15 protein-coding genes are annotated in these 14,629 nt (G+C 69.7%); 11 read left to right on the top strand and 4 right to left on the bottom strand.

Features of this window, described 5'->3' with window-relative positions; all coding sequences use genetic code 11:
* Nucleotides 1-117: 117 nt before the first annotated feature.
* The 3 genes from ACIA12_RS40540 to ACIA12_RS40530 are packed head-to-tail and all read left to right on the top strand — an operon-like array spanning nt 118 to nt 3,541.
* Nucleotides 118-1,272, top strand: a complete 1,155-nt coding sequence (locus ACIA12_RS40540) for an MFS transporter (RefSeq protein ID WP_396372794.1) — start codon at nt 118-120, stop codon at nt 1,270-1,272.
* The gene (locus tag ACIA12_RS40535; protein ID WP_396372793.1) at nt 1,269-2,279 is read left to right on the top strand and encodes a TolB family protein; all 1,011 of its coding nucleotides are present in this window, start codon (nt 1,269-1,271) and stop codon (nt 2,277-2,279) included. The genes ACIA12_RS40540 and ACIA12_RS40535 overlap by 4 nt, the downstream gene beginning before the upstream one ends.
* A gap of 53 nt (nt 2,280-2,332) precedes the next feature.
* A complete protein-coding gene (locus tag ACIA12_RS40530) occupies nt 2,333-3,541 on the top strand; it encodes a YibE/F family protein (protein ID WP_396372792.1) in 1,209 nt (402 codons plus the stop codon).
* A 798-nt stretch (nt 3,542-4,339) separates the two neighbouring features.
* Here the strand turns inward: ACIA12_RS40530 and ACIA12_RS40525 are convergent.
* Nucleotides 4,340-4,927, bottom strand: a complete 588-nt coding sequence (locus ACIA12_RS40525; RefSeq protein WP_396372791.1) for an HhH-GPD-type base excision DNA repair protein — start codon at nt 4,925-4,927, stop codon at nt 4,340-4,342.
* 150 nt (nt 4,928-5,077) lie between these two features.
* Here ACIA12_RS40525 and ACIA12_RS40520 point away from each other — a divergent pair, with 150 nt between their 5' ends.
* Complete coding sequence (locus ACIA12_RS40520) at nt 5,078-5,668, top strand: TIGR03086 family metal-binding protein (protein WP_396372790.1); 591 nt, start codon at nt 5,078-5,080, stop codon at nt 5,666-5,668.
* Nucleotides 5,669-5,674: 6 nt separating this feature from the next.
* On the opposite strand, the gene ACIA12_RS40515 is transcribed toward ACIA12_RS40520, so the two are convergent.
* Nucleotides 5,675-6,637 carry a GlxA family transcriptional regulator gene (locus ACIA12_RS40515; RefSeq protein WP_396372789.1) on the bottom strand — a complete coding sequence of 321 codons (963 nt, stop codon included), beginning with the start codon at nt 6,635-6,637 and terminating at the stop codon, nt 5,675-5,677.
* Between the two features lie 105 nt (nt 6,638-6,742).
* On the opposite strand from ACIA12_RS40515, the gene ACIA12_RS40510 reads away from it, so the two are divergent.
* Complete coding sequence (locus tag ACIA12_RS40510; protein WP_396372788.1) at nt 6,743-7,372, top strand: HD domain-containing protein; 630 nt, start codon at nt 6,743-6,745, stop codon at nt 7,370-7,372.
* Here the strand turns inward: ACIA12_RS40510 and ACIA12_RS40505 are convergent.
* Nucleotides 7,344-8,552, bottom strand: coding sequence for an FAD-dependent monooxygenase (locus ACIA12_RS40505; protein ID WP_396372787.1), 1,209 nt, complete (start codon nt 8,550-8,552; stop codon nt 7,344-7,346). The two genes, ACIA12_RS40510 and ACIA12_RS40505, sit on opposite strands and share 29 nt — an antisense overlap.
* 99 nt (nt 8,553-8,651) lie before the next feature.
* Here ACIA12_RS40505 and ACIA12_RS40500 point away from each other — a divergent pair, with 99 nt between their 5' ends.
* Nucleotides 8,652-9,572 (top strand): GntR family transcriptional regulator, encoded by a 921-nt coding sequence (locus tag ACIA12_RS40500; RefSeq protein WP_396372786.1) that lies wholly within the window; start codon nt 8,652-8,654, stop codon nt 9,570-9,572.
* Between the two features lie 88 nt (nt 9,573-9,660).
* Entirely contained in the window at nt 9,661-10,542 is an 882-nt protein-coding gene (locus tag ACIA12_RS40495) for a hypothetical protein (protein ID WP_396372785.1), read from the top strand.
* Nucleotides 10,543-10,702: 160 nt separating this feature from the next.
* Here the strand turns inward: ACIA12_RS40495 and ACIA12_RS40490 are convergent, their stop codons facing one another.
* The gene (locus tag ACIA12_RS40490; protein ID WP_396372784.1) at nt 10,703-10,891 is read right to left on the bottom strand and encodes a hypothetical protein; all 189 of its coding nucleotides are present in this window, start codon (nt 10,889-10,891) and stop codon (nt 10,703-10,705) included.
* Between the two features lie 73 nt (nt 10,892-10,964).
* Between ACIA12_RS40490 and ACIA12_RS40485 the strand changes: the two genes are divergently transcribed.
* The 4 genes from ACIA12_RS40485 (at nt 10,965) to ACIA12_RS40470 (ending at nt 14,447) form a co-directional block, all read left to right on the top strand.
* Nucleotides 10,965-11,639, top strand: coding sequence for an SDR family NAD(P)-dependent oxidoreductase (locus tag ACIA12_RS40485; RefSeq protein ID WP_396372783.1), 675 nt, complete (start codon nt 10,965-10,967; stop codon nt 11,637-11,639).
* A gap of 73 nt (nt 11,640-11,712) precedes the next feature.
* Nucleotides 11,713-11,979, top strand: coding sequence for a hypothetical protein (locus tag ACIA12_RS40480; protein ID WP_328328766.1), 267 nt, complete (start codon nt 11,713-11,715; stop codon nt 11,977-11,979).
* A 374-nt stretch (nt 11,980-12,353) separates the two neighbouring features.
* On the top strand, nt 12,354-13,985 hold the full coding sequence (locus ACIA12_RS40475; RefSeq protein WP_396372782.1) for an LCP family protein: 1,632 nt from the start codon (nt 12,354-12,356) through the stop codon (nt 13,983-13,985).
* Between the two features lie 84 nt (nt 13,986-14,069).
* Complete coding sequence (locus ACIA12_RS40470; protein WP_396372781.1) at nt 14,070-14,447, top strand: YciI family protein; 378 nt, start codon at nt 14,070-14,072, stop codon at nt 14,445-14,447.
* The last annotated feature ends 182 nt before the right edge of the window (nt 14,448-14,629 follow it).

The raw sequence follows: 14,629 nt of genomic DNA, 5'->3' as shown, positions 1-14,629 counted from the left end.
CGCCCCCCCCCCCCCCGCCCCCCCCCCCCCCCCCCCCCCCCCCCCCCCCCCCCCCCCCCCCCCCCCCCCCCCCCCCCCCCCCCCCCCCCCCCCCCGCGGCGAGTCTCCGGGACGGTTGTGGCGCTGGGTCTGGTGAGCCTCGTGACGGATGCATCCGCTGAGATGGTGACGGCGATTCTGCCGCTTTATCTCATGTACGGGCTTGGGCTGGGCTTCTTGCAGCTCGGGGCGCTTGATGCGCTCTACACCGGGGCGACTGCGGTGCTGAGGCTTGCCGGTGGGCATGTGGCTGATCGGCTTGGGCGGCCGAAGGCGGTGGCGATTGCGGGTTATGGGTTGTCGGCGGTGACCAAGCTCGGGCTGCCGGCCGTGGGTGGGTCGTTGTCGGGGCTGAGCTCGGTGATTGCCGTCGACCGGGCCGGCAAGGGAATCCGTACCGCGCCGCGCGACGCGCTCATCTCGCTGTCCACGCCCGTCGAGGATCTCGGGCGCGCGTTCGGCGTCCACCGGGCACTCGACACGGCCGGCGCGCTGCTCGGCCCGTTGCTCGGGTTCGCGATCATCGCGGCGATCCCCGGCGGGTACGACGTGGTGTTCAGCACCAGCTTCTGCCTGGCCGCGATCGGCGTACTCATCCTCGTCTTCTTCGTCACCCAACCACGCACCATCGTCACCAAAGCCGCGGTGAGCGTGCGCGCCGGCCTGGCAGCGGCAACCGCGCCGGAACTCCGCCGCCTGATCATCGCCGCGGCACTGCTCGGCCTGGTGACCGTCGGCGACATGTTCCTGTACTTCTCCGTGCAACGCACAGCCGGCCTGCCGCCCGCCGTTCTCCCGCTCCTACCCCTCGGCACCGCACTGACCTTCATGCTCGCCGCCATCCCCTTCGGCCGACTCGCCGACCGCATCGGCCGCTGGAAGCTCTTCCTCCTCGGCCACGTCCTGCTCCTGGCCGCCTACCTCCTCATGGCCACCAACACCCAAGGCCGCGTGGTAGCAGCCGCGATCCTGCTCCTGCACGGCCTCTTCTACGCAGCCAGCGACGGTGTGTTGATGGCGTACGCCGGCCCGCTCATCCCCACCCCACTGCGCGCAACCGGCATGGCAGTAGTCCAAACCGCCCAAGCCCTCGCCCGAGCAGCAGGCGCCCTAGCCTTCGGCGCCCTCGCCGCCTGGATCCAACCGACCCTGACCTTCACCCTCTTCGCCGGAGCACTAGCCGCCGCAATCGCCACCGGCGCCTGGCTCTGCCGCCCACAGGTAGCTCGATGAGCGCCGCCGTGGTGGGCCGGGGGAGGATCGTTGCTGGGATCAGCTTAATCGCGGTGTTTGTTGCTGCAGGCATCGGCTACCTCGGCTGGCGGGTCGCGACGACACAGCAGGCAGCGGCCCAGAGCGGGGTCCAGCTGGACCGGTCCGGCACGCTGTTGTACGTCGAGCCGGGCAGCAATCGGGTCCGGCAGATCGCCCTCGGCGGCGGGGACGGAGGTGGCGGCGGGGACGGCAGCGCGGCCGTGATCGGCGCGGTGACTCCGGTCGGTGTTGGGCCGGTTTGTCAGCGGGTTTATGCGGGTGGGGGGACGATGGCGTGCCTTCGAGCGACGGCCGTGCCGATGGCGTCTGAGCTAGATCTGATCAACACCTCCGGCAAGGTGGTCAAAACCCTTCAACTGTGGGGGAATCCCAGCAGGGTGAGGGTTTCGCCCAGTGGCCACTTGGCCGCATGGACTGTGTTCAGGTCGGGAGACAGCTACCTGATGGCCGGGGCGTTCTCGACGACCGCGGGCATCTACGACCTCAGGACCGGGACGCACTACGGATCGCTCGAGGACTTCACCGCATCGGTTGGCGGGCAGGTGTACAGCTCGGCGGATGTGAACTACTGGGGTGTGACATTCGGGTCCGACGACGAGATCTTCTACGCGACGATGGCGTCGAAAGGGAAGACCTGGCTGATGCGCGGCAACCTCCAGAACCGGACGCTGACGGCGGTACGGGAGAATGTCGAGTGCCCTTCGCTGTCCCCCGACGGTACCCGGATCGCCTACAAGTTCCGCAACGGCAAGACCTGGCGGCTGCATGTGCTCACGCTGGCCACCCACCACGATGTCGCCTTGGCCGAGACCAGCCACATCGACGACCAGCCGGCGTGGATCAACGACAAGACAGTTGCTTATAGCAAGCAAGACAGTGGAGAGCCGGGCGTTTTCGTAGTACCGGCTGATGGGAGTGGGCAGCCGCGCAAGCTCGTCGCAGGTTCGTCTCCGGCGGCTTGGTAGTGGGGCATCATCACGGCCCCGCGGGGCGGGTGGCCAGGCGCACTCGCCTGCTGGTGTTGGGCCTCCTCCTACCCCTGCTCGGCCTGACGATCGTCCTCCTGGTGCTCCTGCGACCGACCAGTGAGATCAAGGTCGACGCCCTGCAGAGCGCGAAGGCCAAGGGCATCGTGACGGCGGTCGTGCCGTGTCCGCTGGCACCCGACGAGTGCGACAGGGCGACCGTCAAGGTGACGGACGGCGTCGGCGAGGGGACCGTGGTGACGGCGCGAGCGGTCAAGCATCCGCTGGTACCGCGCGTGGAGACCGGCCAGCGAATCCTGCTCGGCGTCGTCGAGCAGGCCGACCCAGCAGACCGCTACCTGTACCTCGACCAGGACCGAAGCCGCCCGCTCCTCCTGCTGGCTGCGCTGTTCGCGGTAGCGGTGATCGCGTTGTCCCGCTGGCGTGGCGTAGCGGCGCTAGGAGCGCTAGCGGTGACAGCAGTCGTGCTGACCCAGTTCGTGTTGCCGGCCATCCTGTCGGGCTCGGATCCCTTGCTGGTGGCGGTTGTCGGCGGTACGGCGATCATGGTGCTCGCGTTGTACCTGACGCACGGGATCAGCGTTCACACCTCGGTCGCGTTGCTCGGCACCATCGGCGCGTTGATGCTGACGGCTGCGCTGGGGGAGGTGTTCCTCCGGCTGACGCGGATCAGTGGGCTGAGCTCGGACGGTGCGTCGGAGGTCGCGTCGTACGTCCCGGGCGTGGATCTGAAGGGCTTGCTGATCGCCGGGCTGGTGATCGGGGCGCTCGGTGTGCTGGACGATGTCGCGATCACGCAAACGGCTGTCGTGTGGGAGTTGGCTGCCGCCAAGCCGACGGCGTCGCGGCGGGAGCTGTTCGGCGCCGGCCTGCGGGTCGGGCGGGCACATGTGGCTGCCGTGGTCAATACGCTGGTACTTGCGTACGCCGGGGCCGCGTTGCCGATGCTCATGCTGTTCAGCATCAGCGGGGTGCCGGAGAGCTACGTGCTGTCGACCGAGCGGGTGGCGGTCGAGGTGGTGCGGGCGCTGGTCGGCGGGCTGGGGATCGTGGCCGCAGTACCGATCACTACTGCGCTGGCGGCCGCAGTACTAGAACCAGTCCCACCCGAGGCTGTGGATGCCGGGCGCGGGGTCGAGGACGGCGAAGGCGGCGGTGTGGCTGGCGCCGACGGAGAGGTCGCTGAGGGTGCCGCTGTCGCTGACCGAGGAACGGTAGCTGCGGCAGACCCGGGCCGGTAGCACCGACGGGGCGAACGAGACCTGCATGGAGAAGTCGCGCATCGACTGCTGCACGCGCTGGTTGTGCAGGGTGTCGGGGAGGTCGGTACGGACCTTGTAGTGCAGTACTGCGAGCTCGCCGACGCGCAGCGGGCGGTCGAGGAGCAGCTCGAAGGTGGTGAATCCGGTGGCGGCGTCCTGGCGCTGGCGGCCGACGCGGCAGCCGCGGGTGCTCGTGATGTCCAGCGGTTCGGCGGTACCGGCGTCACTGCGGACGGCGACGATCTTGCGGTCGATGCCGTCGACATCGGCGCGGGCGACCAGGTGATGGGTGATCGACTCCAGCTTCCGGCCGGCGTCGACGCGCAGCTGCAGATGCAGTCCGAGCTGCGCGAACTGGTGGAACGCGTCGAGGTTGCTCCCCATCCGCTCCAACGCCCGGGCCAGCCCGTCGGGCCGCGCCCATGCCTGATCCGGCCGAAGCGCTCCCGGCTTCTGTACCAGCCAACGCCCCCGAGGCCGCGGCGGCCCCAGCAACGCCGCCAACGCTCCGGCCTCCAGCCCGAGAATCTCCTCGATCACGGCAAGTGCCCGCAACGACTCGGCCCGCTCTGGCTGGTTGTGCCCGTGCTGCCAATAACTCAACGCCGTCTTGCTGACCGGCGCCCCCCGCTCCCGCAACTTGAACTGCAACCGCTCAAGACTCAGCCCACTCTCCCGAACCGCCAACCGCAAAGCCAAACTGAACGGCCCGCGGTCGAGTGCTTCCGCCAGCCGTACCCCGTCGATCTGGGCGGAGTCGCGGAAAGCGGCCATCGCTCAGCCGACTAAGTTGTCTTGCTTGTCGCGCTTGGCGGCCTTCTGGGCCTTCTTCCATTCGCGGACCTTGGCCAGCGACTCCGGGCCGTCGATGTCCGCGACCGAGCGCGGTACGTCGTCGCCGAACTTGCCGGCCGCCTCGCGCCAGCCGTCCGGGGCGACGCCCTGGGTCTTGGCCAGGATCGCGACGAAGATCTTCGCCTTCTCCTCGCCGTAGCCGGGCAGCGCATGCAGTCGTCTGTACAGCTCCGCGCCGGTGTCGACGCCCTTCCAGATGTTCGCCGCCTTGCCGCCGTACTCGTCGGCGAGCACGACGCAGACCTGATGGATCCGCTTCCCCATCGCCCCCGGGAAGCGGTGGATCGCCGGCTTGTCCGAACAGATCGCGACGAACTCGTCAACGTCCATCGCGGCGATCTTCTTCGCGTCCAGGTGCCCGAGGCGTTCCCGCAGCTTGGCCGGGCCGGCGAACGCCCACTCCATCGGCACCTGCTGATCCAGCAGCATCCCGATCAGCAGGGCGGTGCCGTCCTTGTTCAGCAGGCCGTCCGCGGCCTTGTCACCTGTGATGTAAAGGGTCCCGGGCATGCGCTCAGGCTACTGGCTCCGGCGGAGCCGGCGCAGTACCGGCTGCGGGTTAACCCCTGCGACGGCCGGTATCCGCGCCGAAAAGCGGGCAGCGCCGGGAATCGCGGCCTATGCTCAGCGAGGGCAGGGCGACGACGTGGAGGAACGCGGATGGACATCCGGGATCTGGATCGGCGAGCCGGCGCGGTACTCGGCGAGGTAGTCATGCAGGTGCGACCGGAGCACCTGTGGTTTCCCACTCCCTGCCCCGACTGGACGGTCCGCGGCCTGCTCCGGCACATCGTCAGCGAGAACGAAGGCTTCGCCGCGGCCGCTCGCGACGGCTCGGCTCCGGTACAGACCTGGACCGGCGGGCGGCTGGGCGACAACCCCGCCGGCGCCTATCGCCGCTCCAACGTCCGCGTCGCCGAGGCGTTCGCCGACGGCGGCGCGCTGGACCAGCCGATGGAGGTCCGCGAGTTCGGCACCTTCCCCCGCCGGGTCGCGCTCACCTTCCGCCAACTGGACTGCGTAGTCCACGCCTGGGACCTCGCCCGAGCCATCGACACCCCCTACGACCCACCCAAGGACATGGTCGAGATGGCCTTGACCCTGGCCCGGAGAATCCCCGACACCGAAGCATCCCGAGGCCCCGGCGCCGCCTTCGAACGCAGCCTCAAAACCCCCGGCGACGCCTCCGACCTCGACACCCTGCTGGCCCTCCTGGGCCGCAACCCAGACTGGATCTCCCCGCTCGACTGAGACGGACTACCTGTTCTTCGGTACGCCGCTGAAGCGCGCCCGATGCCGCCCCGGCGTCGTGTTGAGGACCCGGGCGAAGGCGCGCCGCAGCGTCTCGGGTGACCCCAGCCCGACCCGGCGAGCGATCACATCGAGCGGGTCCGTCGTCGCCTCCAGCAAGAGCTGGGCAGCCTCCACCCGGACCTTCTCGACGAACCGCGCCGGCGTAGTACCGACCTCGTCATGGAACAGCCTGGTCAGATGCCGGCCACTCACCCCGGCCCGCGACGCCAGTACTTCGAGACTGTGATCACCCGCCGGATCCGAGGTGATCGCGTCGAGCACCTTCCGCACCAGCTCGTGCCGCGCCTGCCCAGCGCTCAGCCGCACGCTGAACTGCGACTGCCCGCCCGGCCGCTGCAGGAACACCACCATCTGCTTGGCCACCAGCCGCGCCGTCTCCGCGCCGAGGTCCTTCTCGACCAGCGCGAGCGCGAGATCGATCCCCGACGTCACCCCTGCCGACGTGATCACCGTCCCGTCCTCCACGAAGATCGCATCGCTGTCCACCTCGACCAACGGAAACCGCCGCGCCAGCTGGTCCGCGAGTTCCCAATGCGTCGTGGCCCGCCGCCCGTCGAGCAGTCCGGCCGCGGCCAGGGCGAAGGCTCCGGCGCAGACTGAAGCAGTACGGGCTGACTGCCCCGAGAGCCGCCGGATCTGGTCGAGCAGGGCGGCATCGCTGATGGTGTGGAGCCAGTTCGGACCACCCGGTACTACGAGAGTCGCGCCCCGCGCATCGGCCGAGGACAGACTGAGGTCGACCCCGAGCCGCGTGCCGGTGTTGGCGACCACGTCGCGCCCGTCGGGCGAGGCCAGCCGGGAGCGGTACTCGCCGCCCTGCTCGTTCGCGACGGCGAAGACCTCGAGCGGCCCGGTCACGTCGAGCAGCCGGACCCCGTCGTAGACGACCACCAGCACATCAGGCACCTCTTGAGTATGCGGTGTCCGGATGCGAGGGACACCCGTCCGGATCACCTCGACCGCCCTGGCCTTGCGCGCGGGAGGCTGGAGACCGAATCAAGAGGAGGACGAATGTCCAGCATTGCAGGCATCGAGATCCCGGACAGCAAGCTCGCCCAGGAGGCGACCGAGCTGGTCCGCGACGTGACCGACGACCTGGTCTACGACCACTCCCGGCGGGTGTTCCTGTTCGGTTCGCTGAACGGCAAGGAGCTGAAGTACGACCCGGAGCTGCTGTACGTCGGCGCGATGTTCCACGATCTCGGGCTGACCGAGCAGTACCGCGAGTCGCAGCAGCGGTTCGAGATCGACGGCGCCGACGCGGCCGCCGACTTCCTGCGCCGGCACGGGATCGGCGACGACGAGACGCAGCTGGTCTGGACGGCGATCGCGCTGCACACGACGCCGGAGATCCCCGCGCACATGGCGCCCGAGATCGCCCTCGTCACGGCTGGTGTCGAGGCGGACGTGCTCGGGCTGGGGCTGGACCGGATCTCGGCCGGCGAGCGCGCCGCGATCGTGGCGGCGCACCCGCGGCCGGACTTCAAGAACCGGATCCTGCAGTCGTTCGCCGACGGCATCAAGCACCGGCCGGCGACGACGTTCGGCAACGTGAAGGCGGATGTGCTCGACCGGTTCGTCCCCGGTTTCGAGCGGACCAACTTCGTCGACGTCATCCTCGGGTCGTCCTGGCCTGAGTGATCGCGGGGTACGGCTTCAGGGTGATGGCGTCGGGCTGGCCGGCGAGTTTGGCGAGCAGAGGGCGGAACGGGCGCGACGTCATCAGCCGGGTGGAGGCGTCGCGCAGCCGGATGCCGGTGGCCGTCAGGGGCATCGCCATTTTGATGCCGCCGGGTGGGAGTTCGGTGCGCTGAGCGACGTACGGCTGCATCTCCCGCTGGTACGCCGGGAAGGCGCGGGCGTGGTCGCCGTCGTACTCGGTCAGCTCGCCGGCGAGGACGTAGGCGCCGACGAGCGACAGCGCAGTACCGTGGCCGGCCAGCGGAGAGCCGCAGTACCCGGCGTCTCCGAGCAGGACGATCCGGCCGCGGGACCACTCCGGTACGACGACTCGGCTGGTCGTGTCGAAGTAGAAGTCGTCGGCGCCGGGCATCGCTTCGAGGATGTGGGCCGCGTGCCAGCCGACGCCTGCGAACGTCTTGGCCAGCAAGGCTTTCTGCTCAGCCTGCTTCAGACGGGGGAGCAGTGGTGAGCGGAAGCTGAGCAGAGCCTTCGCGTACTGCGGGTCGTGGTCCGGCCGGAGCCCGACCCAGCGGCCGCCGGGGGCGGAGTGGATCTTCAGCCAGCCGTCGAGGGGTTCGGGGGTCTTGACGGTGAAGAAGGAGCCGTAGCCGCCGAGGTGCTCGACGAATTCCGTCTCGTTGCCGAAGGCAAGCGCCCGGGTCCGCGAGTGAACCCCGTCGGCGCCGACGACCAGGTCGAAGCGGCGCTCGGTACCGCTCTGGAAGGTCACCTGGACGCCGTCGTCGTCCTGACTGAGGCTGGTGATCGAGTCGCCGTAGAGGTACTCGATGTTCTGGCTGGTGGCCTCGAGCAGGATCTCCGACAGATCGCCGCGCAGGATCTCGATCTCGGCGACCGGTCCGCCGCCGTCGAGGATCTCCGCGGGGAGTGCCGCGGTCCGGCGGCCGTCGGCGCGGACGTAGGCCATCCCGCGCTCATGCATCCGGCGCTGCTTGACGACCTGCATCAGCTCCATCCGCTCAACCACGTCCTTGGCAATCCCGCGGATGTCGACCGTCTGCCCGCCCGGTCGCGGTGCCTGGGCGAGCTCGACGACCGTCGGCTCGAAGCCCGCCTTCTGCAGCCAGTAAGCCAGCGCGGGCCCGGCGATCCCGGCGCCGGAGATGAGGATCTTCATTGGGTGATTCCTTCCGTTGGGTAGTGCGCGTACGGTGTACACGAGACAGCGTCACACGATCGGCTGTCCCGCGTCTGAGTGCACTAGTTCGGAGGATCCATGGCAGCGCCGTACCAGCAGATCGCAGCAGAACTCCGCAGCCTGATCACCACCGGCCAGCTCAAACCCGGCGACCGACTTCCCTCCACCCGTGCACTAGTACGCACCCACGGCGTAGCCATGGCAACAGCCACCAAGGCCCTCACGTTGCTCCAGCAGGAGGGCCTGGTGCACTCCCTTCCGGGAGTCGGCACGGTGGTCGGAGCTGCCGAGGGCCGGGCACGGGTCGTCGAGGCGCCGGTGGTGCTGAGTAGAGAGGAGGTGGTGCGGACTGCTCTGCGGATTGCTGATGGGGAGGGGCTGGGGGCTCTGTCTATGCGGCGGGTGGCGACTGAGCTTGGGGTTTCGACGATGGCGCTTTACAGGTATGTGGGAGGGAAGGAGGCGCTTGTACTGCAGATGGTTGATGTGGCGATCGGGGAGTTTCCGATGCCTCGGGAGTTGCCGGGTAGCTGGCGGGCGGTGATCGAGACGGCGGCTCGGGCGCAGTGGTCGGCGTACAAGGCTCATCTGTGGCTTGCGAGTGCCGTCAGCATCGGGCGGCCGCAGGTGTTGCCCAATCTGTTGCCGCATACGGACGCCGTACTGCGGGCTGTCGGCGGCTTCGGCGTCGACGCGAACACCTCGATGTACGCGGCGATCACCGTCTTCGGCTACGTCCGTGGCGTCGCGCTCAACCTGGAGAGCGAGGCGTACGCCGAGCAGGACACCGGGCTGACCGCCGACGAGTGGGCCGACCAGCAGGCCGGGCGGCTGGCGGAGCTGATCGTCGAGCAGGATCTCGCCGGATTCCGCGCGCTGGCGGAGCCGGACGGGTTCGAGTTCGACTTCCAGCTGGACGAGTTGTTCGAGTTCGGGCTGGGAATCGTGCTCGACGGGCTCGCGGTCAAGCTGCAACGGCTGCGGACGCCGCTACGCTGAGTATCGGCAGCTTCGCGAACAGCGCGGACAGCAGCTTCGCAAGCAGCGTGGACAGCAGTGTGGATGGCAGCGTCGAAGAGGAGGTGCGATGGGCCCGGAACCGGTGTTCGCGCCGGAGGTGCCGGTGGAGGTCCGCCGGCTGTTCGAGCGGAAACCCGAGCTGTTCGTGCCCGCGAGCCGCCCCAAGCCCAAGCGGCAGACCTCCTGGTCGACCGAACCGGCCGCGACCTTCGGCTCCCTGCTCGTCTGGCTCGCGGTCTGCGTCGGCGGCTGGATCCTCGCCCTCATCATCTTCGCGCTCACCCTGCCGACCGCCGTCGCAGCGTGGGCGGCGCTCGTGCTCGCGATCGTCGGCGTCGTCACCACCGGCGCGGTCGGGGTCGGTTCGGCGGTCGAGAACCGCAAGCAGAAGGCGGTCCGGCTGCAGCACGGGAAGTACCTGCTGGCCGAGGACTTCGACGAGGAGTCCGGCCGGCTGCTTGCCCGCGGCCAGCGCGCGGTCAAATCGGTGCTGGAGGCAACGGTCACCCAGCGTGGCCTGCTCGACGACGTCAAGAACGAACTCGTCCTGCCCGAGCAACTCTGGGACATCGGCCAGGTCCTGCACGAACAGTCCGTACTCCGCGCCCGCCAGCGCGAGGTGGCCCGCGGCATGGCGACCGCCGAACTGGAAGCAGTCCTGGGCCCCCAGCGTCGCGCCCTGACCCGCTCCGTCGACGCCATCAAACGCAAGGTCGAACTCCTCGAGCACTACGCCGACCGAGTCCGCTCCGCCGACGCCGCCCTCCGCGCCGAAGCAGCCCTCGAAGACGGCGACCGCTACCTAGAACTCCTCGCCCGCACCGAACCAGCAGGCGACACCTCACTGGTCCAAAACTTCACCGACGAGGCAGACTCCCTCAAACAAACCCTGGCCCGCACCATAACCGCCGCCCGAGACGCCGGCCGCACCCTGGCACTACCCGACTAACCAGCACCCTGCCCACCCAGCCCGGCCCCTCCAGCCCGGCCCCCCAGCCCGCCCCCCAGCCCGGCCCCCCAGCCCGCCCCCCCAGCCCGGCCCCCCAGCCCGCCCCCCGGCCCGGCCACCCAGCTGACCCGGCCCACCCGGCCGGCCCGGCCGGCCCGGCTCATCCGGCCCGGCTCATCCGGCCCGGCTCATCCGGCCCGGCCCAGCCGGCCCGGCCCAGCCGGCCCGGCTCATCCGGCCCACCCCAGCCGGCCCACCCCAGCCGGCCCACCCCAGCCGGCCCACCCCAGCCGGCCCGGCCCGGCCCGGCCCGGCCACCCAGCTGGCCCGGCCCAGCCTGCCCGGCCACGCCAGCCCGGGCGCCCCGCCTTTCTCTCGCCCGCGCTCTCCGCGCAGCGGGGAGCGCGGATTAGGCTCCCGGTATGACTGGGACTGTGGTTGTTGCTGGGGGCACCGGTGGGCTTGGTTCGGCGGTGACTGCCGAGTTCCTCGCGGCGGGCTGGCGGGTCGTGGTGCCGGGGAGATCGGAGAAGTCGCTCGGTGAGCTCGGGTCGGCCGAGGCCTTGCAGACGCTCGTTGTCGACCTGGCGGATCCGGCTGGTGTTGCTGAGGTCGCGCGGGTTGCTGGCGCCGACGACAGTGCGCCGGTGCGGGCGCTGGTGAACTTGGTGGGTGGGTTTGCGGCTGGAGGCCGGGTGCATGAGACGGCGGTGGAGGAGTTCGAGGCTCAGTTGACGCTCAATCTGCGGCCGACGTACCTGGTGACCCAGGCGATCCTCCCGTTGCTGATCGCCGCGGGTGGCGGATCGATCACCTGTACTTCGAGCATGTCCGCCCTCAAGCCCTTCTCCGGAGCGGCCGGCTACATCACCGCCAAGGCCGCAGTACTCGCCTTCGTCGACGCCCTCGCCGTCGAATACGCGAAGGACCACATCCGCGCCAACGCGATCCTCCCCGGCACCATCGACACCCCCACCAACCGTCGCGCGATGCCGGAGGCGAACACCGCCAAGTGGACCCCGCCGGCCCAGATCGCGACCGTACTGCGCGTGCTCGCCGAGAACCCCGGTGTCACCGGAGCGCACCTGCCAGTCTGATCGCCGAGGTCTGTCGTCTGGTCCGCCAGATCCGATTTGCGCTGTAATCGAATGCATGTGCGATGCTGAGCCCATGGGGAGCAACCGGCGCTATCCGCGCGAACCGCCGCCCGACCGGAGCCGCCGGCACTGCTGGGTTCTCGGTACCGCGTACGAGCGCGGCCCGTGGCCCGGGCTGATCCTGGAGTGGCGCCGGAACAACTCCGACGACTGGATGGCCCGCGTCGTCTACGTGCCGAACACGAAGGAGGCGAAGTCCGTCGAGGCGTGGTTCGCCGCCGGGTTGCTGCGTCCGCTGGAGCCGTCGCGGGTCCCGCAGGGGCAGGTGGATTTCCGCTAGGGGTAAACCTTGTGGCCGTTTTCGGCGTCTAACGAGGTGTGCGACCGGGGTACTGGTCGTACATCCACGGGCGGACAGGGGAGGTCATGGGGCGTCGTTCACGCGCGAAGCGCGCCAAAGGCACGCCTCTCCCCGGAGCTGATCCCGGTGCCGATGGGCAGTCGAGCCCTACCCGAGACGAAGCCGACCTTGCGGGCCTCGCCCGCGCGGCCGACTCTGGGGGAGTGGGCTCCGATGATGGAGTGGGCGACGCCGCTGGGGTGAGCGGCGCTCCCGGATTTGGCGCCGCTGGGGATGCTGGTGGTGCCGCTGGACCTGTCGGCGGTGCCGTTGGGGCAACTGGGGAAGCTGCGAGCCGGGGGGACGGTGAGCGGATGGTGGGAAACGACAAACGGGACCGGCAGCCCGCCGAGCGGGGTGCCGACCACTCGGGTGGAGGCGGCGCAGGTCGGCAGGTGGCTGAGCGGGGTGTCGGTGAGACCAGGCGGGATCGGCGGGCGGCGGAGCGGATTGCTCGGCGGGCTCGGTCGGTGCCGCGGTCGTTGGGGCTGACGTTGCTGAGCGCGTTGCTGCCGGGGATCGGGCTGATCATCGGTGGGCGCAAGCGGCTCGGGGCCTTCGTGCTGACGCTGACGGTCGGGCTGATCGGGCTCGGGGTGTACGTCGGGCTGACCCGGCGGGAAGAGGTGCTGTCGGCTGCCGTCGTACCGAGCCGGCTGTTGATGACCAGCGTGGTGATCGGCGCCATCGCGTTCGGCTGGATCGTCGTGATCGTCGGCTCGCACCGGTTGTTGCGTCCGGCAACGGCTGCCCCGGGCGGCCGGGCCGTCGGCGCGCTGCTGGTCGGCCTGCTCTGCTTCGCGATCGCCACCCCCGCCGCGATCGCGGTCGAGAACGTGCTCGCCCAGCGCGACCTGGTTCAGAACGTGTTCGTCTCCCAGGGCGAGAGCAAGAGCGCGACCCGGCCGAAGACGGTCAACGTGAAGGACCCGTGGGAGAACCGCCCGCGACTCAACCTGCTGCTGCTCGGCGGTGACGACGCGCCGAGCCGGCCTGGCGTCCGTACCGACACCGTGATCGTGGCGAGTATCGACACCAAGACCGGTGACACGTCGCTGATCTCGATGCCGCGGCAGCTCACCTTCATGCCGTTCCCGAAGGACTCGCCGCTGCACAAGTTCTACCCGGACGGCTTCGGCAAGGAGGGGCTCAGCCTCGAAGGCCGGCTGGAGTGGATGCTGACGGCGATGTACCAGAACATCCCGGACGCGCATCCCGGCATCCTCGGCCCGTCCGACAACGAGGGCGCCGACGTGGTGAAGCAGTCCGTCGGCGAGGCGACCGGGCTGAAGATCGACTACTACCTGCAGGTCAACCTGAAGGGGTTCTCGCAGCTGGTCCAGGCGCTCGGCGGCATCACGGTCAACGTCAACGAGCGGGTCGCGATGGGCGGCATCAGCAGCGCGCACATCCCGCCGAACGAGTGGATCGAGCCGGGCCCGAACCAGCACCTCGACGGCCCGCACGCGCTGTGGTTCGCGCGCGGACGGTACGGGGCCGATGACGACCAGCGGCAGATCCGGCAGCGCTGCACGATCAAGGCGCTCGTCGACGCGGCCAACCCGAGCACGCTCGTCACGAAGTACCAGGCGATCGCCAAGGCGGGCAAGAACCTGCTCCGCACCGACATCCCGCAGGAACTCCTGCCGGCGCTGATCCAGCTCGCGCTCAAGGTGAAGTCGGGCACCGTCTCGAACGTCTCACTGGACGTCTCGAAGCTGAAGCTCAAGTACCTCCACCCGGACTACGAAGGCCTCCGCGAGACGGTCGCCAAGGCCCTCGAGCCGAAGCCGGAAGCCCCGGCGACCACGACCCCGCCCAGCACCCCGCCCACCAAGGACCCGAAGACGCTCGCCCGCCCGGGCGCCGGCAAGACGACCCCGCCGCCCACCGTCGACCTGGCCGACGCTTGCGCGTACCACCCCGAGGGCGATCAGCCGAGCTGAAATTGTCTTCGCCCTGGGTGTCGATCTGGTGGTGACCCGGTCGACGTGAGATCAAAGGATCTCCAGGACGAGGGAGTTGGACCGATGCGTTACATGATCATCAACAAGGCGGACGACGACACCGAGGCCGGCCGGATGGTGAGCCGGCAGGTGGGCGAGGCGGTCGGCAGGGTCGTCGACGACCTGTCGAAGGCGGGCGTGCTGCTGTTCGCCGAGGGCGTCCACCGCAGTGCGCTCGGCGCCCGGGTCAAGGTGGCCGACGGCAAGCGGACCGTCACGGACGGCCCGTTCGCCGAGACCAAGGAGCTGATCGGCGGCATCATCGTCGTCGACGTCCGCACCAAGGACGAAGCAGTCGAATGGGCCGCCCGCCTGGCCGAGGCACTCGGCAACGAGGTAGAGGTCCGCCGGGTGGTGGAGGAAGCCGACTTCGCCCCCGACGCCGGCGTCTTCCTGAGCTGACCCGAAGGGTGGCAAGCCCACATCATGTGGGCTTGAACAAGAAAGGGCGGGCTTGAACAAGGTATTTCCTGTTCAAGCCCACCACTCGGGGGGGGGGGGGGGGGGGGGGGGGGGGGGGGGGGGGGGGGGGGGGGGGGGGGGGGGGGGGGGGGGGGGGGGGGGGGGGGGGGGGGGGGGGGGGG

The organism is Kribbella sp. NPDC051620 (genome assembly GCF_044453825.1).
Taxonomy (GTDB): domain Bacteria; phylum Actinomycetota; class Actinomycetes; order Propionibacteriales; family Kribbellaceae; genus Kribbella.
This window is presented reverse-complemented; position numbering and strand designations above follow the sequence as displayed.

Bases quoted from the DNA above. Each gene is read 5' to 3' on its own strand.
- ACIA12_RS40535 (WP_396372793.1), top strand. From the start codon at position 1,269: ATGAGCGCCGCCGTGGTGGGCCGGGGGAGGATCGTTGCTGGGATCAGC.
- ACIA12_RS40525 (WP_396372791.1), bottom strand. From the start codon at position 4,927: ATGCCCGGGACCCTTTACATCACAGGTGACAAGGCCGCGGACGGCCTG.
- ACIA12_RS40520 (WP_396372790.1), top strand. From the start codon at position 5,078: ATGGACATCCGGGATCTGGATCGGCGAGCCGGCGCGGTACTCGGCGAG.
- ACIA12_RS40510 (WP_396372788.1), top strand. From the start codon at position 6,743: ATGTCCAGCATTGCAGGCATCGAGATCCCGGACAGCAAGCTCGCCCAG.
- ACIA12_RS40505 (WP_396372787.1), bottom strand. From the start codon at position 8,552: ATGAAGATCCTCATCTCCGGCGCCGGGATCGCCGGGCCCGCGCTGGCT.
- ACIA12_RS40500 (WP_396372786.1), top strand. From the start codon at position 8,652: ATGGCAGCGCCGTACCAGCAGATCGCAGCAGAACTCCGCAGCCTGATC.
- ACIA12_RS40495 (WP_396372785.1), top strand. From the start codon at position 9,661: ATGGGCCCGGAACCGGTGTTCGCGCCGGAGGTGCCGGTGGAGGTCCGC.
- ACIA12_RS40485 (WP_396372783.1), top strand. From the start codon at position 10,965: ATGACTGGGACTGTGGTTGTTGCTGGGGGCACCGGTGGGCTTGGTTCG.
- ACIA12_RS40480 (WP_328328766.1), top strand. From the start codon at position 11,713: ATGGGGAGCAACCGGCGCTATCCGCGCGAACCGCCGCCCGACCGGAGC.
- ACIA12_RS40475 (WP_396372782.1), top strand. From the start codon at position 12,354: ATGGTGGGAAACGACAAACGGGACCGGCAGCCCGCCGAGCGGGGTGCC.
- ACIA12_RS40470 (WP_396372781.1), top strand. From the start codon at position 14,070: ATGCGTTACATGATCATCAACAAGGCGGACGACGACACCGAGGCCGGC.